Origin of the sequence: Streptomyces sp. NPDC001339, assembly GCF_042895955.1 — a bacterium.
Lineage (GTDB): Bacteria > Actinomycetota > Actinomycetes > Streptomycetales > Streptomycetaceae > Streptomyces.
Map to the genome: position 1 here is coordinate 465,909 of NZ_JBIAWT010000007.1, position 25,736 is coordinate 491,644.

Genomic DNA, 25,736 nt, shown 5'->3' on the forward strand with positions numbered 1-25,736 from the left:
ATCTGTATGCACCTCTCGGTTTTGAGGCGTTCCGGGTCGTCCCGAGTGCTCCGGCATCCACGGACTTCCGGAGAAAGCGTCTCTGACACTGTCCGGCTTATGCAGAAGCGATACGGGCTCTCGGCGTAGCAGTACCTACGACTTCAATGTCCGTACCGGAGCCCTTTCCCACATGACGAGCAGCACCGAGACCACCGCCACCACTCCGCAGGTTGCGGTCAACGACATCGGTAACGAGGAAGCCTTCCTCGCCGCGATCGACGAGACGATCAAGTACTTCAACGACGGCGACATCGTCGACGGCGTCATCGTGAAGGTCGACCGGGACGAGGTCCTGCTCGACATCGGTTACAAGACCGAAGGCGTCATCCCGAGCCGTGAGCTCTCGATCAAGCACGACGTCGACCCCAACGAGGTCGTCGCCGTCGGTGACGAGATCGAGGCCCTCGTCCTCCAGAAGGAGGACAAGGAAGGCCGCCTGATCCTCTCGAAGAAGCGCGCCCAGTACGAGCGTGCCTGGGGCACCATCGAGAAGATCAAGGAAGAGGACGGCATCGTCACCGGTACCGTCATCGAGGTCGTCAAGGGTGGTCTCATCCTCGACATCGGCCTCCGTGGCTTCCTCCCGGCCTCCCTGGTCGAGATGCGCCGCGTCCGCGACCTGCAGCCCTACGTGGGCAAGGAGCTCGAGGCCAAGATCATCGAGCTCGACAAGAACCGCAACAACGTGGTCCTGTCCCGCCGTGCCTGGCTGGAGCAGACCCAGAGCGAGGTCCGCCAGACCTTCCTCACCACCCTGCAGAAGGGCCAGGTGCGCTCCGGCGTCGTCTCCTCCATCGTCAACTTCGGTGCCTTCGTGGACCTGGGTGGCGTCGACGGTCTGGTCCACGTCTCCGAGCTGTCCTGGAAGCACATCGACCACCCGTCCGAGGTCGTCGAGGTCGGCCAGGAGGTCACGGTCGAGGTCCTGGACGTCGACATGGACCGCGAGCGCGTCTCCCTGTCGCTCAAGGCGACCCAGGAAGACCCGTGGCAGCAGTTCGCCCGGACCCACCAGATCGGTCAGGTCGTCCCGGGTAAGGTCACCAAGCTCGTTCCGTTCGGTGCGTTCGTCCGTGTCGACGAGGGCATCGAGGGCCTGGTCCACATCTCCGAGCTGGCCGAGCGCCACGTGGAGATCCCGGAGCAGGTCGTCCAGGTCAACGACGAGATCTTCGTCAAGGTCATCGACATCGACCTCGAGCGCCGTCGCATCAGCCTCTCGCTGAAGCAGGCCAACGAGTCCTTCGGTGCCGACCCGATGGCGGTCGAGTTCGACCCGACCCTGTACGGCATGGCCGCGTCCTACGACGACCAGGGCAACTACATCTACCCCGAGGGCTTCGACCCGGAGACCAACGACTGGCTGGAGGGCTACGAGGCCCAGCGCGAGGCGTGGGAGCAGCAGTACGCTGAGGCCCAGGCGCGCTTCGAGCAGCACCAGGCCCAGGTCATCAAGTCCCGCGAGGCCGACGAGCAGGCTGCGGCCGAGGGCGCTGCGGCGCCGGCGGCCCAGGGCGGCGGCCAGGCCGGTGGCCAGGCCGGTGGCGGCTCGTACTCCTCGGAGTCGGCGGACAACTCCGGCGCCCTGGCGTCGGACGAGGCGCTCGCCGCGCTCCGCGAGAAGCTGGCCGGCGGCCAGAGCTGAGCTTGCGCCGACAGCGGCGGCTCGCCGCTAGGCACTAGCCGATAGACGAAGGCCCGTTCCCTTCCGGGGGAGCGGGCCTTCGTCGTGCTTCCCGGCGTATGCCCCGTCGGTGAGGCGGATGCGGTCGCCCGGACCGGCGGCGATGAGCGGGCAGAAGGACGGGCAGTGCCCAACTTCCTTGCTCGTGGCGCGGGCAGCGTGTCCGGAAAGGGGCGAGGCGTGTCCCGGACCGGGAATGCCTGCGGGTGATCGTGCGTTGGCGTTCATGAGAACGAGGAGGAGCGGTCACTGTGTTGGATCCCCAGAGTTTGTACGCGTGGGTGCCGAGCGGGCTCGCCGAGGTCGAGGCGCTCGCTTCCAGGGACTCCGCCGGACTGGTGTTGCTGTACCACTTCGACGGGTACATCGACGCCGGCGAGACCGGCGACCAGATCGTGCGCCGGCTGCTCGACGGCCTGCCGAACGAGGTCGTCGCACGCTTCGACCACGACCGCCTCGTCGACTACCGCGCCCGCCGTCCGCTGCTCACCTTCGAACGCGACCGCTGGACGGCGTACGAGACTCCGCGCATCGAGCTGCGGCTGGTGCGCGACACCACCGGCGCGCCGTTCCTGCTGCTGTCCGGACCCGAGCCGGACGTCGAGTGGGAGCGCTTCGCGGCCGCCGTGCAGCAGATCGTGGAGCGGCTCGGGGTGCGCCTCTCGGTGAACTTCCACGGGATCCCCATGGGCGTCCCGCACACCCGTCCCGTGGGCATCACCCCGCACGGCAACCGCACCGACCTGATGCCGGGGCACGCCAGTTTCTTCGACGAGGCCCAGGTGCCCGGCAGCGCGGAGGCGCTGATCGAGTTCCGGCTGGCCGAGGCGGGGCACGACGTCCTGGGCGTGGCCGCTCATGTGCCGCACTACATCGCCCGGTCCGCCTATCCGGATGCCGCGCTGACCGCCCTGGAGGCGGTGACGGCCGCGACCGGGCTGGTGCTGCCCGGTGCGGCCCATGCGCTGCGGACGGAGGCGCTGAGGACTCAGGAGGAGATCGAGCGGCAGATCTCGGAGGGCGACGAGGAGCTGGTCGCCCTGGTCAGCGGGCTTGAGCACCAGTACGACGCGGTGGCCGGTGCGGAGACCCGGGGCAACCTGGTGGCCGAGCCGGTGGAGCTCCCGTCTGCCGACGAGATCGGGAGGGAATTCGAGCGCTTTCTGGCGGAACGAGAGGGCGACGGCGGCGGGGACGGGCGCTGAAACGGGCCGGTGCTGCCCTGGCGGCCGCTCTCCCGGGCATCGGCCGCCCCGGAGGGCCGTATAGCGTGGGCCCATGGTGAAGGTGGGGCTGACCGGCGGCATCGGTGCGGGCAAGAGTGAGGTTTCGCGGTTGCTGGCGTCGTACGGCGCGGTGATCGTGGACGCGGACGTGATCGCACGCGAGGTCGTCGAGCCGGGGACCCCCGGACTGGCGGCGGTGGTCGAGGAGTTCGGGGACGGCGTCCTCACGCCCGAGGGAACCCTGGACCGGCCCAAGCTGGGTGCCATCGTGTTCGCCGACCCCGAGAGACGCAAGGCGCTGAACGCGATCGTGCACCCGCTGGTGGGTGCACGATCGGCCGCGCTCGAAGCGGCGGCCGGAACGGACGCCGTGGTGGTCCATGACGTGCCGCTGCTGGCGGAGAACGGCCTGGCGCCGCTGTACGACCTGGTGGTCGTGGTCGATGCCGCCCCGCGGACCCAGCTGGACCGGCTGGTGCGGTTGCGCGGTATGGCGGAGGACGAGGCGAAGGCCCGGATGGCGGCCCAGGCGACCCGCGAACAGCGGCTGGCCGTCGCGGACCTCGTCATCGACAACGACGGTCCACTGGAGGACCTGGAACCCCAGGTCCGCGCCGTATGGGAGCGCCTGCGGGAGGCCTGACGCCGGGTACTGTCCCGCCGTCGGCCCCGCAAGCCTGTGCTCGGGAATGCCGCGTCCGTGGGGATTGTTGTGGCCGCAGTAACGCCGTACGGTCCGTCGTTGACGCATGCCTCCCCGGCTGTAAGGCACCGGCGGCGGCGTACGAGAGGAGCAGGCAGTGCCCGAGCGCAGTCCCGAGACGCATGTCATCGACTTCCGCGCCGCAGAGCAGCTGTTGGCGGCCCGCGACCCACGTGGCGCGATCCGCTTGCTGGACTCTGTCATCACGGCACACCCCGAGAACACCGCGGCCCGGCTGCTGCGTGCCCGTGCCTTCTTTCTCGCCGCCCAACTCCGTCCGGCGGAACTCGAGTTCCAGATCGTGCTGGAGCGTGAGCCGGACAACGCTTTCGCCCACTTCGCACTCGGCCGCACCCTGGAGCGCGCCAACCGCTCCGACGAGGCGTTGCGCCACTTCCGGCTGGCCGCCGCCCTCGAACCACGACCGGAGTTCATCCGCGCGGCCCGCTTCGTGCGCGACGCCCCCGGCGACGGCGGACACAGCGCCTAGGGAGCGCGCCACTCCGTTACGGTCTGGTACCGCGTCGGCGGCTGGGGTCGTTCCGTATGCCGAACGCGTCGTTCCGGCCGCGGTCGGGCTCGTACGGAGGTATGTCCCGACCGGGCTGGTAGTGCGGTCCCTGGCGGATGTGGCGGACCACCACGACCAGGTCCGTCGCCGCCACCACGGCCAAGGCGGCACACGCCGCTGCCCACTCCGGCCGGCCGGCGTCGGCGAAGAACACGGCCCCGGCGATGGCCCACAGCAAGCCCCATAGCGCCAGCCCACAGCGCAGTCTCAGCGGGCTGCGCGCGTGCAGGGGCTCATCTCCCGTACGCATCGGCACTCATCTCCCATCTCCAGGATCCTCCCGGCCGGGCCGCTCGTCACGTGTCGCTCCGGCCCCTGTCCGTCGTCCGGATTCGTCATGTTCTCGATGTCCTCGGCTGCCCTCCGGGGGATGCGGGTCGCCGGCCGGGTGGCTGTTGATCCAGGACAGCCCGCCGATGTCGAACAGTGACCGGGCGCGGGTGACGGCGACATACGCCAGACGGGCCTCGTCGATGTCGACCGGCCCGGGGAGCGGTGCCCCGTCCGCGTCGTGTTCGTCGAGGTCGTCAGGGCCGGTGAAGTCGTCCGCGATGCGTACACTCGCCCACTCCCGGCCCTTGGCACGGTGCGCCGTGGACACCGTCACCTCGGCGGAGTCCTCGGGAGAGAGCCGGTCCAGCGCGCGCAGGAGGGATGCCGTGCCGTGTTCGTCGACGAGCTCCAGCAGCGGCAGCAGATCCCGGCCGGCCGGGTCGGACTCGGCGTACTCGCGGAGTTCCGGCCAGGTCTCGAAGAGCGTCAGCTCGGGATGGGTGGTGCGGCGGCCGGCCTCGAGATCGTGCGCGGCGCGGGCGAGGGCGCTCAGTGCCTCGCCGCCGCCGGCGAGCGCGACCCGGCGGTCCGCGTCCAGCTGCCGTATCACTTCGACCATCGCCCCCACGTTCGTCCGGCACAGGATGGCTTCCGGCGCACGGAGCGGGCGTAACTCCGTCTCCCGGCAGGGGGAACCCGTGAGCCGGATCGGTGCGCCGACGATCGTCAGCCAGCGGTTGGCCTCGGCGGCCAGTGCCGGTCCGAAGCGGAAGGAGTGGGAGAGGCTGAGCTGTCTGCCGTCGAATCCGGTCATCACGTCCCGCGCGCCGCGCCAGCCGTAGATGGCCTGTGCGGAGTCCCCGACCAGGACGAGCTGGGCGTGGTCGCGTTGGGCCGTGACGACTTGCTCGACCACCGGGTTGGTGTCCTGCGCCTCGTCCAGCAGCAGGAAGTCCGCCGGGATGACGGGGGCGCTCAGCGCCCACATCTTCAGGTAGTGGTCGTGCTCGAAGCGGACGGCGCCGTGGTCCGGATGCTGCAGATCGGCCCAGGCCTTGTGCGCGAAGGGGAGGACGAGGTCGGCGAGGGCGGCGTGCAGCGGCGGAGACTCGGCTCCGCGCAACGGCGGGACGTGGTGGGCGGCGATCTTGCTGTCCGCCGACTGGCAGAAGCGGGTGACGGTACGCAGGACCGTGTGGGAGAGCGCCTTGTTGTCGACCTTGCGGGCGCCGATCCGGACGGACATGCCGTCGTCGATACCCAACGCCGCGCCGGTGCGCCAGCCGGCCTGCCGTGGGGCGTTCATCCGCGCCCGGTACTTCCGGCCCACGGCGGTGTAGGCGAGGGCGTGGGCCGTTCCGCAGGCCACCTCGGCGGGGAATTCCCGGGCGGCGTGCCGGGCGACGGCTCTGTTGAAGGCGATATAGCGGCCGAGCCGGCCCTGCCGCCGCGCCGAGTGCGCAAGCATCGCGAGGGTCGTGGTCTTGCCCGTGCCGGCGCCGGCCTGGATCACGAGGTGGGCGCCGGTGGGGAAGGCCTCCGCCGCGGCGTGCTGTTCGGGCGTGGGTGTGCGGTGGGGGTTGGGGATGTGGGTGGAGTGAGTGGAGTGCGTGGTCATGCGTGGCTCCTTACCTGCGTCGACTCGTTGATTACCGAGAGTGAATCCGTCACTGACGGTAACGGATTGTGGCGGGAGCGCGAGAAAACTTCTGCGGCCTGTGGATAACTCCGACTCTCCGGCTCTCCGGCTCTCCGGCCCTCCGGCGCTTGCGCGGGAGGAAGTCCGGGGCGCGTTGTCAGTGCCGTCTGCTTCCATCGAATTCCAGTGAACGCATGCGCGGGACGGACTGCCGCGGCAGTCCGCGAGAGCGGAGCGGGAGGAGTGGTGAGCGAGCGGCGGGAGGGCCGGGGACGCGTATGGGGACGACCGTAGACTCGCAGGCCGGAGGATGGGCGGCCGGAAAACGGGGGATGGGATGACAGGGCCGGAGGAGGGTGCCGGATACAGCGGATACAGCGCGATGGCCCGCTGCGCCGCGGTCTTTCTGCCCGACCGGCTGCCGCGCGCCGGGCGGATCGCTCTCTGGCGCCCCGACGACGGTCCGCTCCCGGAGGCCGCGCCCCGGGGAGGAGACAGAGCGGTACCGGGCGAGGACGGGGCGGTGGAGGCCGGCCGGCTGACCGTCGCCCGCCGTCACGGCAAGGGGGCGCGGGCCCGTACGGTCCCGGCCGTGCTGCTCCCGCTCGCCGAGGCCGTACCGCTGCTGATCCGGGCCCGGCACGACCCGGCCGCCGACCCGGCCGCCCGCTGCTGGGGCGCGGCCACCCTGCACGCGCTGCAGCTCGCCGCGCGCGGCCGCCTGCTGCCGGGGCTGACCAGCGATGACGCCGATGCCTGGCGCGCCGGGCCGCTCGACCCGGAAGACCTCGCACACCTGCGTGCCATCGCCGCCGCCATGCCCGCCGAGGCCTACGCCGTGCCGCTGCCCGGCAGTCGTCCGCTCCAGTTGCACGACCCCGGGGTTCTGGTGCGGCACTACGTGGACGCGGTCGTCGACGCCCTGCCGCGCACGCCCGCGGCCGGACTCGTGGCCGGCGCGCCGTTCGCCGCGACCGAGCCCCAGCACCTCCCGGGCGCCCGGGAATGGGCCGCCGAGGTCGCGGCCGGTGCCGACGCCGGGGTGCGGCTCTCCCTGCGTCTCGATCTCGCAGCGCACAAGCTCTTCGACAGGGGAGAGGAATCCGGGTACGGCGGGAGCGGCGAGCACGGTGCGGCGGCCGCGGTCCTGCAGGTGCAGAGCCTCACCGACCCGACGCTGGTGGCCGACGCCGGCGCCCTGTGGGAGGGGGTGGGCCCCGACCACTTCGGGCCGCGCGCCCGCGTCGACACCCTCCTGGCGCTGCGCCGCGCCGCCCGCGTCTGGGCGCCGCTCGCCCACCTCCTGGAGCGGCCGGTCCCCGACGTACTGCCCCTCGGTGAGGACGAGTTGTCCGAGCTGCTGGGGGACGCCGCGCCCCGCCTGCGCGCCGCGGGAGTGGCCGTCCACTGGCCCAGGGAGCTGGCTCGCGGGCTGACCGCGACGGCGGTGCTGCGCCCGGCGCCGGGCTCCGCCGCGGACGGTTTCGGCTTCTTCGACACCCGCGAACTGGCCCGGTTCCGCTGGCAGGTGGCGATGGACGGGGTGCCGCTCACGGAGGCGGAGATGGACGCCCTCGCCGAGGCGCACCGGCCCGTCGTCAGACTGCGCGACCAGTGGGTCCTGGTCGACCCCGGGCTCGTACGCAAGGCCCGTAAGCGTGAACTGGGCTATCTGGAACCGGCCGATGCCCTCGCCGCGACGCTCAACGGCACCGCGGAGGTGGACGGCGAGGAGGTCGAGGTGGTGCCCCTGGGGGCGCTCGCCGCGCTCCGCGGCCGCCTCACCGCCCGGACCCGCACCCTGCCCCAGCCGCCCGGCCTGCGGGCAACCCTCCGCGACTACCAGCTACGGGGCATGACCTGGCTCGACACCATGACCTCCGCCGGCCTCGGCGGCTGCCTCGCCGACGACATGGGCCTGGGCAAGACCCTCACCGTCATCGCGCTCCATCAGCACCGGCGCCCCACGGAACCGGTGCTCGTGGTCTGCCCCGCCTCGCTCCTCGGCAACTGGCAGCGCGAGATCGAGCGCTTCGCCCCGGGTACGCCCGTACGCCGCTTCCACGGCACCGGCCGCAGCCTCGACGGCCTGGCCGGCGGCTTCGTCCTGACCACCTACGGGACGATGCGCAGCAGCGCCGCCCAACTGGCCGCCCGCACCTGGGCGTGGGTCGTCGCCGACGAGGCCCAGCACGTGAAGAACCCGCGCTCCTCGACGGCCAAGGCACTGCGCGGTATCCGGGCCCCGGCCCGGATCGCCCTCACCGGCACACCGGTCGAGAACAACCTCTCCGAGCTGTGGGCGCTCCTGGACTGGACGACCCCGGGACTCCTCGGCCCGTTGAAGACGTTCCGCGCGCTCCACGCCCGCGAGGTGGAAGGAGGCGAGGCCCCGGAGGCCGCCGAGCGGCTGGCCAGGCTGGTCCGCCCGTTCATCCTGCGCCGCAAGAAGTCCGATCCCGGCATCGTGCCCGAACTGCCGCCCAAGACCGAGACGGACCACCCGGTGGCGCTGGGCCGCGAACAGGCCGCGCTGTACCAGGCCGTGGTCCGGGAAACCCTCACCCGGATCGAGACCGCCGAGGGCATCGCGCGCCGCGGCCTGGTCATGAAGCTGCTCACGGCCCTCAAACAGATCTGCAACCACCCCGCGCAGTACCTCAAGGAGGCCGCACCGGGCCTGGCCGCCCGCTCCGGGAAGCTCCAGCTGCTCGACGAACTCCTGGACACCATCCTCGCCGAGGGCGGCGCCACCTTGGTCTTCACCCAGTACGTGGACATGGCGCGGCTGCTCGAACGGCATCTGGGGACGCGCGGCGTCCCGGTCCAGCTGCTGCACGGCGGGACCCCCGTCGCCGAACGGGAGAGGATGGTCGACCGCTTCCAGGCCGGGCAGACGCCGGTCTTCCTGCTGTCCCTGAAGGCGGCGGGGACCGGGCTGAACCTCACCCGCGCCGGACATGTGATCCACTACGACCGCTGGTGGAACCCGGCGGTGGAGGAGCAGGCCACCGACCGCGCCTACCGGATCGGTCAGACCCAGCCCGTCCAGGTCCACCGCCTGATCGCCGAGGGCACGGTCGAGGACAACATCGCCCAACTCCTCGGCGCCAAAAGGGCGCTCGCCGACGCCGTGCTCTCCGGGGGAGAGACGGCGTTCACCGAACTGTCCGATGCCGAGCTGGCCGATCTCGTCTCCCTGAGGAGGCCCGGATGACCCCGCGCCCCACCCTGGGCCGCCCCACCCAGGGCCGCGCCGCCGCGGCGGACCGGACGGTCCGCGCGGACCGCTCCCGTACCTTCCCGCCCCTGCCGGCCAGACCCGGTGCCCGGGGGCTGTTCGCCGAATCGTGGTGGGGAAGCGCCTGGCTGGACGCGCTGGAGACCACCGCCCTCGACAGCGCCCGGCTCGCCCGTGGCCGGACGTACGCCCGCGACGGCCATGTCGACACCATCACTGTCACCCCGGGCCGGGTCATCGCCACCGTACGCGGCAGCCGCCCCCGCCCCTACCTCGCCGAAATCCGTCTCAGAACCCTCACCGACCAGGAGTGGCACAGCCTTCTGGAGGCGATCGCCGCGGAGCCCGGCCGGCTCACCGACCTGCTGGCCAAGAAGCTGCCCCGGGCGCTGGCCGAACGCGAGGAGCGCCTCCTGCCGGGGCCGGGCGACCTGGTCCCCCGGTGCTCGTGCCCCGATGACGGACGGCCCTGCAAGCACGCCGCCGCGCTCTGCTTCCAGGTGGCCAGACTCCTGGACGCGGACCCCTTCGTCCTGCTGCTGATGCGCGGCCGGGGCGAACGTGAACTCCTCGACGACCTCTCCCGCCGCAACGCCGCCCTGAGCACCCGCGAAGCCCGCGCGTACCCGCACACCGCCACGCGACCGGCCACCGGCGGGCAGGGAACCGAAGGAACACGGGGAAGACCGGGAAGACCGCGAACACCGGGAACGCCAGGAACACCGGGAACCGTACGCACCGCTGCCGGGGAAGCGGCCGCGGCCTCCGGAGCCGCCCCCGGGGAGCCCGCGGAACCGCGGACGGCAGCGGAACCGGGGACGCCCGCGCCGTCCGGCGTCCTCGCCCGCGTGGCTCTCGCCGACCGCGCCCGGCCGCCGCTCCCGCCGCCCCTGCCGGTGCCCCCGCACCCCGGCCAGCCGCCCGCCCTCCCGGACGGCGAAGGCCTCCCCTTCGACCCCGCCATGCTCGAACTCCTGGCCGCCGACGCCGCGGTCCGCGCCCACGCCTGTGTCTCCGCGGCCGCACCCCCGGCCCTCGGTGGCGGGCCGCCGGACCACCCCAGCCCGTTCCCGGACCTCCCTCCCCGGCAGGACGCCATCCGCCTGGCCGCCACCGCCCACCCCACCGCGGGACTGACCTCCGCCACCCGCGTCCTCTACCGCGACCTCGCGGCGGCCACCGGCCGATCCGCCACGGACGTGGCCCGCTCCGTGGCCGCCTGGCGGCAGGGCGGCCCCGAAGGCCTCGCCCTCCTGGACGCCTCATGGAACCCCCCGGCCGGCGACTTCGACCGGGCCCGCAGCGCCCTCCTGGCCGCGGGCCTCCCCGCCCTGCGCCCGCACCACAACCACCTCACCGACCCGGACCGCGGCATCCAGCTCCGCTTCGGCCACGACAACCGCTGGTACCCCTACGAGTCCGAGCCCGGCGCCGGGGACTGGTGGCCCGCCGGGGCCGCCGACGCCGACCCGGTGGGCGCCCTGACCACCCTCCTCGCGCGATGACTAGCCTCAAGGCCGTGGAAGGTCTCGACACACTCACCCGGTCCCTCGCCCAGCGCACCCCCGAGCAGCTCGCCGCGCTCCTCACCCGCCATGCCGAGCCGCTCTCCCGCCGCCCCGCGCCCACCGAACTGCGCGGCCTGGCAAGCGCGTTGTGGTCCTACGAAACCCTCCACCACCTGGTGCTGCACCTCGATCACCCCGGGCTGCAGGTGCTCGCCACCACCGCCCGCATCAGCCAGGAGCGCGCCGCGCAGGACGCCCCCGGCCCCGCCGCGCCCGCCCCGGGAGCCGACTACCAGTCCCTGATGGCGCACCGCCTGTCCTTCGCCCACATGGCCACCGCCCCCGTCCCGCCCGAGGACGTCTTCGCCGCCCTCGACGCCACGGGGCCCGCCCGCGATGCCGCCGAAGCCGCCCTGCGGGCCCTCTACGAGACCGGACTCGCCGCCCCGGCCGAGGACGGCGCCGTCGTCGTCCCGCCCCGCGCCCCGCAACTCCTGGCCGCCCACGACCTCGGCCCGTTCCTCCCGGACGCCCCGCGTCCCGCCCCGGAGGCCACCGCCGCACCCGAGGGGCTCACCGGACCGGCCCCCGTGACGTCACCGCACGATGAGTCCCGGGCCGCGGCGGCCGCCCTCTCCGCCACCCTGGAGCGCCTGCTGGCCTCCCTCGCCGCGCAGCCCGCCGCGCTGCGCAAGTCGGGCGGCCTGACCGTACGGGAGATCAAGCGGCTGGCCAAGGCGGCCGGCGCCACCGAACCGCACACCCGGCTCCTCCTCGACCTCACCCTCGCCGCCGGCCTGATCGCCCTGACCCGCACCCCGGCCGGCATCACGGCCCTGCCCACCAGCGCCTACGACGACTGGCTGGCCCGTCCGTCCGGCCGGCGCCTCGCCCCCGTGCTGGCAGCCTGGTCCGACCTCTGGGACATCCCCACCCATACCCCCTTCGGGGAGACCCCGACCGCGCTGGTTCGCGGTCACGACCGGCACGCACCGGCCCTCCGGTACGCCCTCCTCGCCGCCCTGGCGACCGTCCCCCTCGGCGCCGGAGCCCCCCTCCCACCCCTGTCGGTCACCGCATCACCCTCACGGGAGCCGTGGCCGGAGCAGGGCGCGCGGACCGCCGACGCCCCGCTGCACGCCCTCCTGCGGGCCGCGGACTGGCACCGCCCCCTCGCTGTCACCCACCAGCCGATGGCCGAGGAGCGTGCCGCCCACACCCTCCACGAGGCCGCCTGCCTGGGCCTGGTCGCCCACGGCACACTCACCCCGCTGGGACGGGCGCTGCTCGCCGACCCGCACTCCCTCGACGCGGCGCTCACCGACCTGCTCCCGCCGCCGCTCGAACAGGCCCACTTCCAGGCCGATCTGACCGCCGTGGTCCCCGGCCGCCCGGCCGCCCCGCTCGACGGACTGCTCGCCTCCGCGGCCGACCGCGAGTCCGAGGGGCACGCCGTCACCTGGCGCTTCACCCCCGCCTCCGTACGCCGTGCGCTGGATGCCGGGCACACCGCCGACACCCTCCTCGGCGACCTCACCCGCGCCTCGGCGACCGGCGCCCTGCCGCAGCCGCTGCGCTACCTCGTCCAGGACGCCGCCCGTGCCCACGGCCGGATGCGGGTCCTGCCCGCCGCCTGCTGCGTCCGCTCCGACGACGAAACTCTGATCAAGGAGCTCGCCGCCCACCGTGCCCTGCGCGACCTCGTGCTGCGCGTCGTCGCACCGACCGTCCTGGTCAGCGGCCGTCCGCCGGCCGCCACCCTGGACGCCCTGCGTGCCGCCGGCTACGCACCCGCCCTGGAATCCGACACCGGCACCACGACCGTCGAACGCCTCCCCGCGCACCGCACCCACGCCGCCGCGCCCACCCGCGACCGGCAGGCACCGCTCGCGCTCGCCCACCGGCTCCTGGGGCTCCCCGCGCACCCCCAGGGGACGGGCGGGACGGCCGTACCCGACCCGTTGACGGCCTCCGGATGACGGCCTCCGGATCCCCACCGGCCCAGGCCAGGGCCCAGACGGCAGGTGGGCCTAGGCAGGAGGCCACGGCCCGGTGGCCGAGGAGGGTTCGTTCGTGCTGGGCAGGGGCGGCTGGAGGGATATCGGGGGTGTCTCCCAGCCCGCGGAGCCACCTCGCGCCGGGCGGATCCGTGCCGTGCTCCGCAGCAGGCGCAGCGCCGCCGGGCGCGGCAGGAAGCGAGCCGTGCGGACGGACGGGGTGACGACATCGGCGTAGGCGCGGCAGACGGCGGGGCGGGCGGCGGAGGGGGAGCGGAGGGCCTCTCCGGTGGTCAGGACCCAGGGTTCGTGCACGAGGCGGCCGATGGCACGCTGCACCCTCCGGGCGAGGGCCGGATCGTCCATGCCGTGCCGGCGGAGCGCCGTACGGAGGGCCGCGGCGCTGTGGGCGGCGATGGAAAGGCCCTGGCCGAAATCGGGAGTCAGGGAGACCACGGCGCCGCCGAGCGCGACGAAGCCCGTGGGCCAGGCGGGCAGTTGGTCGTAGCGGCGCCGTCGGCTGGAGGTGTCGCGGGACAGCCGCACCTCGCTCAGCGGCTCGGCGCCGGCGATCAGGTCGCCGATGGTGGAGTTGCCCGTGCGGCGGGCGAACGGCACGAACCGCCGGGCGTGTTCGGTCGGCCGGTCGTCCCCGGTGCCGGTGAGGGTGACCAGCCAGCGGCCGCCCTCGATGGGGACGAGGGTGGCCGTCGCGGCGGGCACCCCGCGCGGCGGACCGGTGTGCGCGAGGGGGGCGCCTCCCTGCTCGAGCGGAGCCGAGAGCTTGGGGGACGGGGCGCTGCGGACCGAGCGGGAGGTCAGCACCGGCAGGTGCCGCAAGCGGTCGGGGGCGCGGAAGATCCGGGTCGCCGAGACCGTCCCGGAGTCCGCGACGTCCTCGGCGGCGCTGGGCAGTCCCATGGCCCGCAGCCGGTCCTGGGTGGTGGAGTGCCGGCCGGTGGCGTCGACGACGAGGTCGGCGTCGAGCCGATACGTTTCCCCGGACGTGGTGTCCCGGACGCGTACCCCCGTGATGTGTTCCGCGGTGCCGGTCAGTCCTTCCGCTTCGGTTCCGTCGAGGACGGTGACGCCGGGGAGGGCGGGAACCTGCCGGCGGATGACCCGGTCGAGGAGGTCACGGGAGCAGGCGATCAGGTACGGCAGACGCCGGCGGCCTAACCGGGCCAGCGGTGAGTGGGCGGCGAGTTCGGCCGGCATCGGGACCCGTCGGGCGCCCTCGGCGAGCCACTGCTCGATGCTCCCGGGCAGCACGGCATCGACCTTCCGGGCGCCGTCGGCGGCGAGCAGATGGGCGTGCCGGGCCTGCGGAAGGTCCGTGGGCAGGGCGGGAGTCCGCGGCAGCCGTTCGCGCTCGACGACGATGACGTCGGCGTGCCCGGCGAGCGCCGCGGCGGCGAGCATGCCGGTGAAGCCGCCGCCGAGCACCACGGCGAGGTGCGGGTGGAGGAACTGCAGCCCGCTGCTGTTCGTACTGCTCGGCGCGTTCATGGGCGCTCCCTTTCTCGGCGGCGCGCGGTCCCCCGGCGCGAGCGGGGCACGTCAAGGTAGGGCGGTGCCGCGTACGGTCGGGAGCGCCGGCGCGCGGCGGCGATGACGGCGTCGGCGGCGGCTGTGAACGAAGCCGTCAGCGAGGACGGCAAGGACAGCGGCAGGGACGCGGTCGCGGTTCGCAGGATGCGCAGAGACGCCGGCGGAAGTGGCCGTGCTCGCTGTGGGTCCCGGCAGGCCGGCGCGAATGCCGGCCTGCCGCCCCCCGATTTCCCCATCATGATTCCCCCTCAGGCCGTGCCCGGGCCGCTCCGCGCGCGGTCACGTCCTCCGCCACCCGCCCGTGTCACCGGGTGCGGTGGGGCGGGTGCGGCTGCCTCGCGGAGCGCACTCCCCCTGGGGACGCGGCCGTCAACACTGGTCAACGACGGACACAATTCCGGATCGTAGGCGGCGCCGATCACATCCGGTAGCCATGTTTGAGCGAGAGACGCGACAGAGCCACCCCGGGACTACCGATGGGTAAATCTGGAGTAAAACGGCGTAATGGGTGGAAAACTCCTGGCCAGTTTCTCGTGTCGCGAGAAAGCGGTAGGGAAATTTCCGTGGGGAGAAGGCGGGGGAGAGGGAAATCGCGTGGGAACCCCCGCATGGTTGGCGCGAAATGATCGGGGGTCCCCGGTCCGGAGGGTGCCGTGCCTACCCTGTGCGGGCACCGCACCGCAGAACCCGAGGGAGAGACGTGCGCGCGATCGTGATGCGAGAATTCGGCGGCCCGGACGTGCTGAGGCTGGAGGACGTGCCCGAGCCCGCACCCCGCGGCGGACACGCGCTGGTCGACGTCGCCCTGGCCGGCATCAACTACGCGGACGTGCACGTACGGGGGAACACCTACCTGGCACCCGTCGAGCTGCCGTACATACCCGGCAACGAGGTCGTGGGGACCGTGGACGGCACCCGGCGCGTCGTCGGCCTGTGCCGCGGCGGCGGATACGCGGAGCGGGCACTGCTGCACCGCCGTGTGACCTGGGACGTCCCCGACGCCGTCAGCGACGAGCAGGCGGTCGCGCTGGCACTCCAGGGCAACAGCGCCTGGCATCTGCTCTTCACCTCGCTGCGTATCACCGAGGGCGAGACCGTCGTCGTACCGGCCGCGGCGGGCGGCGTCGGTTCCCTGGCCGTCCAGCTCGCCGCGCGGGCCGGCGCGAAGGTCATCGGCCTCGCGGGCTCCCCGGAAAAGCGTGAGCTGGCCCGGGAGCTGGGCGCCCACGCGGTCGTCGACTCGGCCGCCGAGGACCTGACGGAGCGCATCCTGGACGCGGCGGGCGGCCCGGTCGCCGCGGCGCTGGAGATGACCGGCGGTGCCACCTTCGAGCGGACCCTCGCCGCCGTCGCACCGCGTGGCCGGCTCGCCGTGTACGGATTCGCCGGCGGCGAGCCGGCGAGCGTGCCGACCCGGGACCTGATGCAGCGGTCCCTCACCGTCTCGGGCTTCTGGCTGCCGCAGCTCTACGCGGACCGGACGGCGCTCCCGACATCCATGAAGGCGCTGTTCGACGCGGTGGCCGACGGTTCCCTCAAGCCGCTGACCGGTGCCGTCCACGGCCTCGGTGAGGCGGCCCGGGCCCACCACGACCTCGCGGCCCGCACCCCCACCGGGAAGCTGGCCCTGGACGCCACCCGGTAGTTCCGGGCGGACGCGCGTAGCCGAACCGCCGTGCGCCGGCGCACGGAACACTGCCAGGGGAGAGAGCACACGATGGGCAACAGCACCACACCGACCGGCACGGCCGGCGCGACCACCACGGATCCGGATGTCCCGGGCCGCGCCGGGACGGCGCGCCGGACGGCCGGCGGAAGCGGTCCCTCCGTGGGCTCTCGGACGTCGGGATCCACTCATGCCGAGCGGGTCTTCCTCGTCCAGACGGCCTTCGCCGAGCTGGGCGGATCTGCCCATGGTCCGGGCGAGATCGCCGACTTCACCGGCCTGGACGACTCGGTCGTCTACCGCATCCTGCAGTCCGGTATCTACCAGCGGATCTTCGAGCGGGTCGACCGGGGCCTCTACCGGCTGCGGACCTCGGCCGCCCAGCTCGCCTTCACCGCGCTCGACCACCGCCTCGACGGCGCCCAGACGGTGCTCAGCGAGCTGAGGGAGGCCACCGACGGCGGGCTGGCGTTCCTCTACATGGTCGCCCCGTTCTCCGGCGCGCAAAGGCAGTGCGTCGACATGGCCGTCGGTGACTCCGACCTCGCGGAGCTGGGAATGACACCGCGCGATGTGCTGTCCGTGACGCGCTCGCTGCGCACCGGTGCCTCCGGGCGGACGATCCTCGCCTACCTCCCCCCGGCGCTCCAGCAGCGGGTGCTGGCCGAGCCCGTACCGGACCAGGCCGGACCGGGCGCCTACGGGGACAACGAGGCGCTGCTGGCGTCCCTCGCGGAGGTACGCGACCTCGGCTACGCGCTCGGGTACGAGGAGTGCATGGCCGGATGGAACTCTTGTGCCGCGCCGATCATGTGGGACGGTTCCATCATGGGTGCGGCCCTGCTACTCAAGCTCAAATCCGTGATGCCGGTGGCACCCAACAGCGTCATCGAGGCGACGAAGCAGGCGGCGGCCGAACTCAGCCGCTACGGAGCGGCCCGGCCGGACGCGCAGGCCTGAGCCACGGCGGCCACCGGACACGGGCCACCCACACCACCCGCAAGACCCATCCCACCCACAAGACCCATACCACCCACCTACAAGACCCACAAGGAGGCCTGATGGATGCGGAGTTGGCGGCGCTTGCCACGGCGGGGGCGACGGCGCTGGTGCAGCAGATGGCGACGGAGGGCTGGGCGACCGTCCGCCGCCGTATGGCGGGCTTCCTCGCCCGGCGCCGGGGCGCGGCCGACGAGGAGGCCCTCGCCGCCGAACTGGACGACGCGCGTGCCGACATCGTGGTGGCCCGGGAGGAGGGCGACCAGAACGCGGTGGCCGGGGTGACCACGGCCTGGCAGCTACGGCTGCGACGGCTGCTGCGCGACGACCCGGCAGCGGCGGCCGAACTCCGCGCCCTGCTCGACGAGGTGGCGCCCGCGCAGGACGCCCCGACGGTCCGGGAGGTGCACAACACCGTCAACGGCGGCGCCCACGGCATGGTGATCCAGGCCGGTGTGGTCTCCGGGGAGGTCAACCGTCCGCGAGGGCCAGGAGCTTGGTGACGGTGTTCCAGTTCCGGGCCGTCGCCGTCACGCCGAGCGGTGCGCGGCTCACCCGCTCGGCGAGTTTGGAGCGGCCGATGCCGCCCGGGCACCACAGGTACAGTTCGCGTCCGGTCAGCCGGAACCGGTCGGGTGCGAAGGCGGCCTGGTCGAGCGCGTCCAGCCGCGAGGTGTCGGCCGGCGCCGCCGACAGGAACGTCACATGCAGGCTCTTGGGCTCCGGTACGGCCTGCGGAAACGGATTCGCGGCCACCACGGCGGCCAGCTCGTCGCGGGTGCGGACGACGACGGGCACCGTCAGGCCGAGCTCGGCGGCTATCCCCTCGCACAGCACGCGTGCCGTCTCCTCGGGCGGAGTACCGGGGTCCGCGAAGACGAGGTTGCCGGTCTGCAGCAGCACGGAGACGTCCGTGAAGCCCAGCGACTCGGCGAGCGCCAGCTGCCGGGCCTTGGGGAAGGAGTTGTGGCCTCCGACGTTGATTCCGCGGAGCAGGGCGATCTGGCGGGACATGGGACGGTGCCCTTCGTAGGGGCCGGACCCGGCGGGGACCGGTGACGGCAGGGGGCGGAACAGGCAGGGTCGGAACGGGCCGGGGTCAGAACAGGCAGGGTCGGAACAGGCCGGGGTCAGAACAGGCAGGGTCGGAACAGGCCGGGGTCAGAACAGCGGAGCGGGCAGCACACCTTCGAGGGCCAGCAGCAGGCGCTTGGTCTCCAGACCGCCGCTGAAACCGCCGATCCCGCCGTCCGCGGCTACGACGCGGTGGCAGGGCACGACGACCGGCAGCGGATTGGAGCCCATCGCCGCGCCCACCGCGCGGGCCGCTCCCGGCTCCCCGACCCGGTCGGCGAGGTCCTGATAGCCGACCACGCTGCCATAGGGCACGCTCTCGGCCAGGGCATGCAGGACCCGGGCGTGGAAGCCGGAGGACAGCGACCAGTCCAGGGGGACGGTGAAGGACCGCAGCTCCCCGGCGAAGTAGGCGGTGAGCTCGGCGGCGGCCGTTGCCAGATGCGGTATCTCCGGCAGCGGCGGGCCCCCGAAGAACTGCTCCAGACGGCTCAGCGCACTGGAGGTACGTCCCACCGGCCGCTGGGGGAGGGCCGCCGGCTCGTCGGCATGGAAGACGACCTGGACCAGGCCCTCCCTGGTCGCGGCCAGCAGCAGCGGACCGATCGGGGTCGACAGGCGCGTAAAGGCCCAGTCGCGCCGGACCACGGCCTCCGCCGACGGCGCGGGAACCTGCTCGGAATGCATCACCTGATCAGGGTAGGACGCCCCACTGACAACGCGAGGGGAGCGGCGACGGGAAGGGAGCGACAGAGGGAGCGATAGAGCGACGGAGCGGTGGAGCGGTGGAGGACAGGAGCGGCGGGGCTGCGGGAACGGGAGGACCGGCGGCCCGGCCGGCACCCGTTCCCCGCCGGCTCCGGGGGCTCAGCCGAGGTGGCGGCGGCCCTTGCCCTCCAGTGCGTCCCGCACCACGTCGGGCTTGTTGGTGATGATCCCGTCGACGCCCAGCCCGGCGACCTTGACCGCGGTGGCCGGGTCGTCGATGGTCCAGGTGTACAGCTCCAGCGCACGGCGGTGCGGGCCCCTGAGGCCGTGTACGGCGGCGATGTACTCCCGGGTGACCGCCGTGTGGACGGGGTTGATCTGGTCGCAGTACTTCGCGTACTTCGGCAGGTCGGCGACGGACGGATTGCCGAGGAAGCCCGTCTTGATCCTCGGCTGCAGCGTGTGGACCATCTTGATGCTGTCGGCGTTGAAGCTCTGGACGATCAGGCGGCGCTTGATGTGGTGCCGGTCCAGCCAGCCCGAGCGGCGCAGCTCCCTGAGGGCCTGGACCTCGATGCCCGGATAGAGCTCCGGCGCCTTGAGCTCCATCAGCAGGCTCTGGTCGTTGCGCTCGACCTCGTCCATGTAGTCCTCGAGGGTCGGCACCCGCTCGCCTTCGAACTCCGGTCCGAACCAGCTGCCCGCGTCGAGCTTCTCGATCTCCCGGAGGGTGAAGTCCCCGACGTTCCAGGGGGCGCGGTCGGGGAAGACCTCCTCGGCGTCGGTGGTCCGGGCGAGCGAGTTGTCGTGGAGGATGACCAGCTCACCGTCCTTGGTGCGCTGGACGTCGTTCTCGACCCACTCGATGCCGAGCCGGGCGGCCTGGTGGACGGCGGCGAGCGTGTTCTCGGGCGCGTACGACGAGGCGCCGCGATGGGCGACCGTCTCCGGAGTGTGTCCGTGCGGTGCGGCCTGGGCGGCGGAGGGGGAGAGGACGAGCGCGGACAGACCCATGAGCGCACCGGCGACAGCGGTGGCGACGGGGCGGATACGCATGCGGACTCCTCGTGACGTCGTTGGCGTGAGGTGGCGTGAGGTGACGTGGAACGGGGTCGGAAGGGAGAGGCTCGCAGCCGGGCCATAGCGGGAAGCAGTCGTGAGGTGGCCGGGCGCTGAACGAGAAGTGTCCGGTTTTCCGGGTGGAACGTCCGTAGTTGCAGGATGCCCGGATTAGCCGTGCAACAGACGTACGATCCGACGTCGTCCAACTTGCCGGAGGCACGGCATCCGCGCATCTTGGCCCGATGACGCGTCACCCGTCGTGCTTCTGACCGGTTTTGGTGATATGCGGTACGAGGGCGGCGCGAAGGGAGGCGTCGGCCCTCTCGCGCACGGGCCGGCACGGCGGTTCCGTGCACGCGCCGGACCGGGCACGGGGTGCGGCCGGTTCCGCCGCGAGCGCGCCCGCGCGCGGACCCGCCGGCGCTGCCGCGCGGCGGTCCCCGGCCGTCGCCCCGCCCTCGGATGTCCGCCCCTGCCGCCGTGAAACCGCAGGTCGGAGTAGTCGCCGCGTCGATTGTCAGTGGCGGGTCGTACGGTGGATCCCATGCGGCCCGTATCAAAGATCGAACGCACGGTGGCGCCCTTCGAGGTCGTCAGCCCCTTCCAGCCCAGCGGCGACCAGCCGGCGGCCATCGCCGAGCTGGAGCAGCGCATCCGCGGGGGTGAGAAGGATGTCGTCCTGCTGGGTGCGACCGGCACCGGCAAGTCGGCGACCACCGCGTGGATGATCGAGAAGCTGCAGCGCCCGACGCTCGTGATGGCGCCCAACAAGACCCTCGCGGCCCAGCTCGCCAACGAATTCCGTGAGCTGCTGCCGAACAACGCCGTCGAATACTTCGTCTCCTACTACGACTACTACCAGCCCGAGGCGTACGTCCCGCAGTCCGATACGTACATCGAGAAGGACTCCTCCATCAACGAGGAGGTCGAACGGCTGCGCCACTCCGCGACGAACTCGCTGCTCACCCGGCGGGACGTGGTCGTGGTCGCCTCGGTGTCCTGCATCTACGGCCTGGGCACGCCGCAGGAGTACGTCGATCGGATGGTTCCGCTGAAGGTCGGCGACGAGATCGACCGGGACGCGCTGCTGCGCCGGTTCGTCGACATCCAGTACACCCGCAACGACGTGGCCTTCACCCGGGGCACCTTCCGGGTCCGCGGCGACACCATCGAGATCTTCCCGGTCTACGAGGAGCTCGCGGTGCGGATCGAGATGTTCGGCGACGAGATCGAGGCGCTCTCCACCCTCCACCCGCTCACGGGTGAGGTGATCAGCGACGACCAGCAGCTGTACATCTTCCCGGCGAGCCACTACATCGCCGGCCCGGAGCGGATGGAGCGGGCCATCGCCGGCATCGAGGCCGAGCTGGCGGACCGCCTCGCCGCACTGGAGAAGCAGGGCAAGCAGCTGGAGGCCCAGCGGCTGCGCATGCGGACCACGTACGACATCGAGATGATGCGGCAGATCGGCTCCTGCTCGGGCATCGAGAACTACTCGATGCATATGGACGGCCGTGAGCCCGGCTCCGCGCCCAACACCCTCATCGACTACTTCCCGGAGGACTTCCTCCTGGTCATCGACGAGTCGCATGTCACCGTGCCGCAGATCGGCGCCATGTACGAGGGCGACGCCTCGCGCAAGCGCACCCTGGTGGACCACGGGTTCCGGCTGCCGTCCGCCCTGGACAACCGGCCGCTGAAGTGGGAGGAGTTCCTGGAACGGATCGGTCAGACCGTCTACCTGTCCGCCACCCCCGGCCCGTACGAGCTCGCCCGCGGCGACGGCTTCGTGGAGCAGATCATCCGCCCGACCGGCCTGGTCGACCCGGAGGTGGTGGTCAAGCCCACCGACGGGCAGATCGACGACCTGGTGCACGAGATCCGGACGCGCACGGAGAAGGACGAGCGGGTCCTGGTCACCACCCTCACCAAGAAGATGGCCGAGGACCTCACGGACTACTTCCTCGAGCTGGGCATCCAGGTCCGCTATCTGCACAGCGACGTGGACACCCTGCGGCGCGTGGAGCTCCTCCGCGAGCTGCGATCGGGTGAGTACGACGTCCTGGTCGGCATCAACCTGCTGCGTGAGGGCCTGGACCTCCCCGAGGTGTCCCTGGTGGCGATTCTGGACGCCGACAAGGAGGGGTTCCTGCGCTCCGGATCGGCGCTGATCCAGACGATCGGCCGTGCGGCGCGCAACGTCTCCGGACAGGTGCACATGTACGCGGACAAGGTCACCCCGGCGATGGAGAAGGCCATCGGGGAGACCAACCGCCGCCGGGAGAAGCAGCTGGCGTACAACAAGGCCAACGGCATCGACCCGCAGCCGCTCCGCAAGAAGATCGGCGACATCGTCGCGACCATCGCCCGGGAGGAGATCGACACCGAGGAGCTGCTGGGCACGGGGTACCGCAGGAGGGGCGAGGCCAAGGACGCCAAGGGCAAGGCGCCGGTCCCCGCGCTCGGTGCCAAGGGCGGGAAGGCCGCGAAGGGCAAGGGCGGCACCGCCGGCGAGGTGCTGACGGACCGTCCTGCCGCCGAACTGGCCGAGCTCATCGAGGAGATGACGGAGCGGATGCGGGCCGCCGCGGCCGAGTTGCAGTTCGAGGTCGCCGCCCGGCTGCGCGACGAGGTGAGTGAACTGAAGAAGGAGCTGCGGCAGATGAGGGAGACCGGGGTGAAGTGAGGTGAGGGGAGCCGGGACGGGCGTCCGGTCCGTCCCGGTGTTGCAGAAACGCCACAAAACGCGGGCCTGGTGCGCTCCCGGTCCGCCGTGGTGCGTAGGGTCGGAGGGGCCGCCGGAAAGCTGGGCGGGACAGGAGAGAGAGGGGACGGCGCGTGTCGGTCAATTTGTCCAAGGGGCAGGGCATCAGCCTGCAGAAGTCCGACGGAGGCACGCTGACCGCGGTGCGGATGGGGCTGGGGTGGCGCTCGGCGCCACGCCGCGGCCTGTTCGGACGGCGTACCAGCGAGATCGACCTCGACGCCTCGGCGGTGCTCTTCGCCGACAAGAAGCCGATGGACGTCGTCTTCTTCCAGCACCTGGTCAGCGACGACGGCGCGGTCCGGCACACCGGTGACAACCTGGTCGGCGGCGCGGGCCAGGGCGGTGACGACGAGGCGATCCTGGTCGACCTGATGCGGGTGCCGGTGCACATCGATCAGATCGTGTTCACCGTCAACTCCTTCACCGGCCAGACCTTCGCCGAGGTGCAGGACGCCTTCTGCCGCCTGGTCGACGAGACCACCGGTCAGGAGCTGGCCCGCTACACCCTCACGGGCGGCGGCAACTACACCGCCCAGGTCATGTCGAAGGTGCACCGTGTGGGCAACGGCTGGCAGATGACCGCCATCGGCGAGCCCTGCGTCGGCCGTACGTTCCAGGACCTGGTCCCGGCGATCCTGCCGCACCTGTAAGCACCGCACACCGCGGCAGGAGCACCGCACACCGCGGCAGCGCGTACCCGGGCCGCGCGGCCGCACTCCCGGGCCCGTACCCGGGGCCGGCCCGGGACGTACCACAACAGGGGGAGCGACGATGACGGCCGAGCTGGTCCGGGGCCAGAACCATCCGCTGGACCGGACCCGGGTGGAGATCCGGATCGTGGCGGGCGGCCCCGTCGTGGCCGGAGTGACGCTCGGCGACGAGCAGGGCAGGCTCTCCGGCGCCGAGGCGGTGGCCCATCCGGGAGCGCCCCGGCGCACCGGCATCGAGGTTCCCCGCCAGGCGGCCGCCGAGCACCGTATCGCGGTCGATCTGGACGCCCTGCCCGCGGCCGCCCACCGGGTGAGCGTGCTGCTGGCGCTGCCCACCAGGACCGGCACGCCGGCCACCTTCGGTGCCATCGCCGCACCGTCCGTCGTGGTCACCGCGCCCGACGGCACGGCCCTCGCCCGCTACGGCCTCACCGGTCTCGGCTCCGAATCAGCCGTCGTCGCCGTGGAGCTCTACCGCAGGCAGGGCGCCTGGAAGGTGCGGGCGGTGGGCCAGGGGTACGCCGAGGGCCTGGCCGCACTCCTGCGCGACCAGGGTCTGCCGCGGGCGGCGGAGCTGGCCGCGGAGATCGAGGAGGCGGTCCGGCCGGGGCATGCCCAGGAGGTCCCCGCGCCCGCCCACGCCCCCGTCACAGCGAGCCGGGCCGACCGGCCGGAACCGTCCCACCAGCCCGGACCGTCCCCACGGCCCGCATCGGGGAGCCCGGCGGCGGCCGACGCCCCGGGGCTCGCGTCCGGACGCGTCGCCGGGGCCTCGTCCTCGTCCAGGCCAGGATCCGCGCCCGGTCCGTCCGCCAAGGCCGGAGCCGCCTCGCCCGGCCCGTCTGCCCCGGCGGCCGATGGTCCGGTCGACTACCGGCACCCCGGGCGTCGCGCCGCCGTACCGGACGCTCCGGAACCGGCTGTCACCCCGGCTGCCCCGGACGCTCCGGAACCGGCCGCCACCCCCGCCACCCCGGCGCCGGCCGTCCAAGCCGCAGGAGGTGACCCCGACGGCCCCCCGGCCCCGGTGGCCGGCGATGCCGCCGGGTGGAGCATGGAGGAGCGGCTCTACCACCAGGTCTGGGGAATGTTCGAGGACCTGGCCCGTTCGGTCGCGGCCTACCGCAGCGCGTCCGACTTCGCCGCGGCACGTCTGGAGGAGGAGGTCGACCAGGCCCTCACCGACCCCCGCGACCGTCTGGGCCCGGCCGCCGACGCCGCCCGTGCCGCCGCCCGTGACCGGCACGCCACCCTCCTCACCCAGGCCCGCGCCGCCCTCGACCGCGACCTCGCCCAGCTCACGGCCGAGTCGGAGGTCGTGGAGCCCGCGCTACCGCCCGCCTTCGCCCGCTGGGACCACCCCGTCTGGCACCGCTACGCCACCCCGCAGGAGCGCCCGATGGCGCTGCGGCTGGGGGATCTGCACCTCCCCGAGGTCCTGGACCTGCGCATCCCCCTGCTCGTACGGCTCCCTCTGGAGCGCGGTCTGTGGATCGACAGCGGGCCCGACGGCTACGCCGGGGGCGTCACAGGGACCGGTCCCGGCCCCGAGCGGGCGTACGCCCGGCGGGAGCTGGGCAGTGCGCTGACCGACGGCCCGCCGGACGAGGCCACGCTCCGCCGGCTCGCCCTGGAGACCGCCGTCGCCGTCGCGGCCCGGCTGCTCGCCGTCCACCCCGCGGGAGACGTCGCGGTCCAGGTCATCGATCCGGGCGGTACGGCGGCGCCCGCGCTCGCCCCGCTCCTGGAGACCGGTGTGCTGCCCGCGGCCCCGCCGCCCGGGGCCAAGGGCGTGGCCGCGGTCCTGGAAGGACTGATCCGGCGGGTGGACCTCGTCCAGATGGCCGCGCGCGGCCGGGCCGCGGATTCCCTTCCGCCGGATCTGGACACCGCCCGGCAACTGCTGATCGTCCATGACTTCCCGCACGGTTTCGACGACCGCGCCGTCACCCGGCTCCGCTATCTGGCCGACGAGGGGCCCGCGGCCGGGGTGCATCTGCTGATGGTCGCCGACCGCGCCCAGGCCCGGGCGTACGGCCCGGAGCTGGATCCGCTGTGGCGTGCGCTGCTGCGGATCACTCCGGTACCTGACGCGCATCTGGCCGACCCCTGGGTGGGGCATGCCTGGACGTATGAGCCGGCGCTGGTGCCCCCGGGCAGCGAGGTGCTGCGTCAGGTGCTGGCCCGGGTCGCGGAGGCCCGCCGAGCGCTCCACCTCTGAGCCGCACGCCCCCCGGTCCCAGGCACCCCACCTGAGCAGCACCTTTACCCATTTCTTTACTCTTTCTTGGTCTTCCTTTACCCTTCTTTGTGCG

19 protein-coding genes are annotated in these 25,736 nt (G+C 72.8%); 13 read left to right on the forward strand and 6 right to left on the reverse strand.

Features of this window, described 5'->3' with window-relative positions; all coding sequences use genetic code 11:
• Positions 1-172: 172 nt before the first annotated feature.
• The 4 genes from rpsA (at position 173) to ACFY12_RS22945 (ending at position 4,145) form a co-directional block, all read left to right on the forward strand.
• Positions 173-1,687, forward strand: a complete 1,515-nt coding sequence (gene rpsA / locus ACFY12_RS22930; RefSeq protein WP_390717707.1) for a 30S ribosomal protein S1 — start codon at positions 173-175, stop codon at positions 1,685-1,687.
• A 290-nt stretch (positions 1,688-1,977) separates the two neighbouring features.
• Positions 1,978-2,931: a PAC2 family protein gene (locus ACFY12_RS22935; RefSeq protein ID WP_390717708.1), complete on the forward strand. Its 954-nt coding sequence runs from the start codon at positions 1,978-1,980 to the stop codon at positions 2,929-2,931.
• A 73-nt stretch (positions 2,932-3,004) separates the two neighbouring features.
• A complete protein-coding gene (gene coaE, locus ACFY12_RS22940; protein WP_390717709.1) occupies positions 3,005-3,595 on the forward strand; it encodes a dephospho-CoA kinase in 591 nt (196 codons plus the stop codon).
• A 157-nt stretch (positions 3,596-3,752) separates the two neighbouring features.
• Complete coding sequence (locus ACFY12_RS22945) at positions 3,753-4,145, forward strand: tetratricopeptide repeat protein (RefSeq protein WP_390717710.1); 393 nt, start codon at positions 3,753-3,755, stop codon at positions 4,143-4,145.
• 16 nt (positions 4,146-4,161) lie between these two features.
• Here ACFY12_RS22945 and ACFY12_RS22950 read toward each other — a convergent pair whose 3' ends face one another.
• Together ACFY12_RS22950 and ACFY12_RS22955 are read right to left on the reverse strand one after the other, a co-directional pair.
• Positions 4,162-4,476, reverse strand: coding sequence for a DUF6343 family protein (locus ACFY12_RS22950; protein WP_390717711.1), 315 nt, complete (start codon positions 4,474-4,476; stop codon positions 4,162-4,164).
• 6 nt (positions 4,477-4,482) lie between these two features.
• The gene (locus tag ACFY12_RS22955) at positions 4,483-6,117 is read right to left on the reverse strand and encodes a UvrD-helicase domain-containing protein (protein WP_390717712.1); all 1,635 of its coding nucleotides are present in this window, start codon (positions 6,115-6,117) and stop codon (positions 4,483-4,485) included.
• Positions 6,118-6,475: 358 nt separating this feature from the next.
• Here ACFY12_RS22955 and ACFY12_RS22960 point away from each other — a divergent pair, with 358 nt between their 5' ends.
• The 3 genes from ACFY12_RS22960 to ACFY12_RS22970 are packed head-to-tail and all read left to right on the forward strand — an operon-like array spanning position 6,476 to position 12,866.
• Entirely contained in the window at positions 6,476-9,355 is a 2,880-nt protein-coding gene (locus ACFY12_RS22960; RefSeq protein ID WP_390717713.1) for a DEAD/DEAH box helicase, read from the forward strand.
• Entirely contained in the window at positions 9,352-10,884 is a 1,533-nt protein-coding gene (locus ACFY12_RS22965) for an SWIM zinc finger family protein (RefSeq protein WP_390717714.1), read from the forward strand. The genes ACFY12_RS22960 and ACFY12_RS22965 overlap by 4 nt, the downstream gene beginning before the upstream one ends.
• Positions 10,885-10,898: 14 nt before the next feature.
• A complete protein-coding gene (locus ACFY12_RS22970) occupies positions 10,899-12,866 on the forward strand; it encodes a helicase-associated domain-containing protein (RefSeq protein WP_390717715.1) in 1,968 nt (655 codons plus the stop codon).
• Positions 12,867-12,917: 51 nt separating this feature from the next.
• Here ACFY12_RS22970 and ACFY12_RS22975 read toward each other — a convergent pair whose 3' ends face one another.
• Positions 12,918-14,393, reverse strand: a complete 1,476-nt coding sequence (locus tag ACFY12_RS22975) for an NAD(P)/FAD-dependent oxidoreductase (RefSeq protein WP_390717716.1) — start codon at positions 14,391-14,393, stop codon at positions 12,918-12,920.
• 742 nt (positions 14,394-15,135) lie between these two features.
• On the opposite strand from ACFY12_RS22975, the gene ACFY12_RS22980 reads away from it, so the two are divergent.
• From ACFY12_RS22980 to ACFY12_RS22990, 3 genes are all read left to right on the forward strand, one after another.
• Positions 15,136-16,080 carry a zinc-binding alcohol dehydrogenase family protein gene (locus tag ACFY12_RS22980; RefSeq protein WP_390717717.1) on the forward strand — a complete coding sequence of 315 codons (945 nt, stop codon included), beginning with the start codon at positions 15,136-15,138 and terminating at the stop codon, positions 16,078-16,080.
• Positions 16,081-16,152: 72 nt separating this feature from the next.
• Positions 16,153-17,061: an IclR family transcriptional regulator C-terminal domain-containing protein gene (locus tag ACFY12_RS22985; protein ID WP_390717718.1), complete on the forward strand. Its 909-nt coding sequence runs from the start codon at positions 16,153-16,155 to the stop codon at positions 17,059-17,061.
• A 101-nt stretch (positions 17,062-17,162) separates the two neighbouring features.
• A complete protein-coding gene (locus tag ACFY12_RS22990) occupies positions 17,163-17,603 on the forward strand; it encodes a hypothetical protein (protein WP_390717719.1) in 441 nt (146 codons plus the stop codon).
• On the opposite strand, the gene ACFY12_RS22995 is transcribed toward ACFY12_RS22990, so the two are convergent.
• The 3 genes from ACFY12_RS22995 to ACFY12_RS23005 form a co-directional block, all read right to left on the reverse strand.
• Positions 17,572-18,114 carry a DUF1697 domain-containing protein gene (locus tag ACFY12_RS22995; RefSeq protein WP_390717720.1) on the reverse strand — a complete coding sequence of 181 codons (543 nt, stop codon included), beginning with the start codon at positions 18,112-18,114 and terminating at the stop codon, positions 17,572-17,574. The two genes, ACFY12_RS22990 and ACFY12_RS22995, sit on opposite strands and share 32 nt — an antisense overlap.
• A gap of 147 nt (positions 18,115-18,261) precedes the next feature.
• A complete protein-coding gene (locus ACFY12_RS23000) occupies positions 18,262-18,861 on the reverse strand; it encodes a methylated-DNA--[protein]-cysteine S-methyltransferase (RefSeq protein ID WP_390717868.1) in 600 nt (199 codons plus the stop codon).
• 180 nt (positions 18,862-19,041) lie between these two features.
• Positions 19,042-19,938 (reverse strand): glycerophosphodiester phosphodiesterase, encoded by an 897-nt coding sequence (locus ACFY12_RS23005; protein WP_390717721.1) that lies wholly within the window; start codon positions 19,936-19,938, stop codon positions 19,042-19,044.
• A gap of 550 nt (positions 19,939-20,488) precedes the next feature.
• Between ACFY12_RS23005 and uvrB the strand changes: the two genes are divergently transcribed.
• From uvrB to ACFY12_RS23020, 3 genes are all read left to right on the forward strand, one after another.
• Positions 20,489-22,630: an excinuclease ABC subunit UvrB gene (gene uvrB / locus ACFY12_RS23010; protein WP_390717722.1), complete on the forward strand. Its 2,142-nt coding sequence runs from the start codon at positions 20,489-20,491 to the stop codon at positions 22,628-22,630.
• A 152-nt stretch (positions 22,631-22,782) separates the two neighbouring features.
• Complete coding sequence (locus tag ACFY12_RS23015; protein ID WP_390717723.1) at positions 22,783-23,361, forward strand: TerD family protein; 579 nt, start codon at positions 22,783-22,785, stop codon at positions 23,359-23,361.
• A gap of 121 nt (positions 23,362-23,482) precedes the next feature.
• Entirely contained in the window at positions 23,483-25,642 is a 2,160-nt protein-coding gene (locus tag ACFY12_RS23020; RefSeq protein WP_390717724.1) for a TerD family protein, read from the forward strand.
• Positions 25,643-25,736 lie beyond the last annotated feature (94 nt).

What these genes read in the sequence shown, in the direction of transcription:
- ACFY12_RS22965 (WP_390717714.1), top strand. Translation starts at nt 9,352, where the DNA reads ATGACCCCGCGCCCCACCCTGGGCCGCCCCACCCAGGGCCGCGCCGCC.
- ACFY12_RS22950 (WP_390717711.1), bottom strand. Translation starts at nt 4,476, where the DNA reads ATGCGTACGGGAGATGAGCCCCTGCACGCGCGCAGCCCGCTGAGACTG.
- ACFY12_RS23005 (WP_390717721.1), bottom strand. Translation starts at nt 19,938, where the DNA reads ATGCGTATCCGCCCCGTCGCCACCGCTGTCGCCGGTGCGCTCATGGGT.
- ACFY12_RS23000 (WP_390717868.1), bottom strand. Translation starts at nt 18,861, where the DNA reads ATGCATTCCGAGCAGGTTCCCGCGCCGTCGGCGGAGGCCGTGGTCCGG.
- ACFY12_RS22995 (WP_390717720.1), bottom strand. Translation starts at nt 18,114, where the DNA reads ATGTCCCGCCAGATCGCCCTGCTCCGCGGAATCAACGTCGGAGGCCAC.
- uvrB (WP_390717722.1), top strand. Translation starts at nt 20,489, where the DNA reads ATGCGGCCCGTATCAAAGATCGAACGCACGGTGGCGCCCTTCGAGGTC.
- ACFY12_RS22990 (WP_390717719.1), top strand. Translation starts at nt 17,163, where the DNA reads ATGGATGCGGAGTTGGCGGCGCTTGCCACGGCGGGGGCGACGGCGCTG.
- ACFY12_RS22960 (WP_390717713.1), top strand. Translation starts at nt 6,476, where the DNA reads ATGACAGGGCCGGAGGAGGGTGCCGGATACAGCGGATACAGCGCGATG.
- ACFY12_RS22985 (WP_390717718.1), top strand. Translation starts at nt 16,153, where the DNA reads ATGGGCAACAGCACCACACCGACCGGCACGGCCGGCGCGACCACCACG.
- coaE (WP_390717709.1), top strand. Translation starts at nt 3,005, where the DNA reads ATGGTGAAGGTGGGGCTGACCGGCGGCATCGGTGCGGGCAAGAGTGAG.
- ACFY12_RS23020 (WP_390717724.1), top strand. Translation starts at nt 23,483, where the DNA reads ATGACGGCCGAGCTGGTCCGGGGCCAGAACCATCCGCTGGACCGGACC.
- ACFY12_RS22955 (WP_390717712.1), bottom strand. Translation starts at nt 6,117, where the DNA reads ATGACCACGCACTCCACTCACTCCACCCACATCCCCAACCCCCACCGC.
- ACFY12_RS22975 (WP_390717716.1), bottom strand. Translation starts at nt 14,393, where the DNA reads ATGAACGCGCCGAGCAGTACGAACAGCAGCGGGCTGCAGTTCCTCCAC.
- rpsA (WP_390717707.1), top strand. Translation starts at nt 173, where the DNA reads ATGACGAGCAGCACCGAGACCACCGCCACCACTCCGCAGGTTGCGGTC.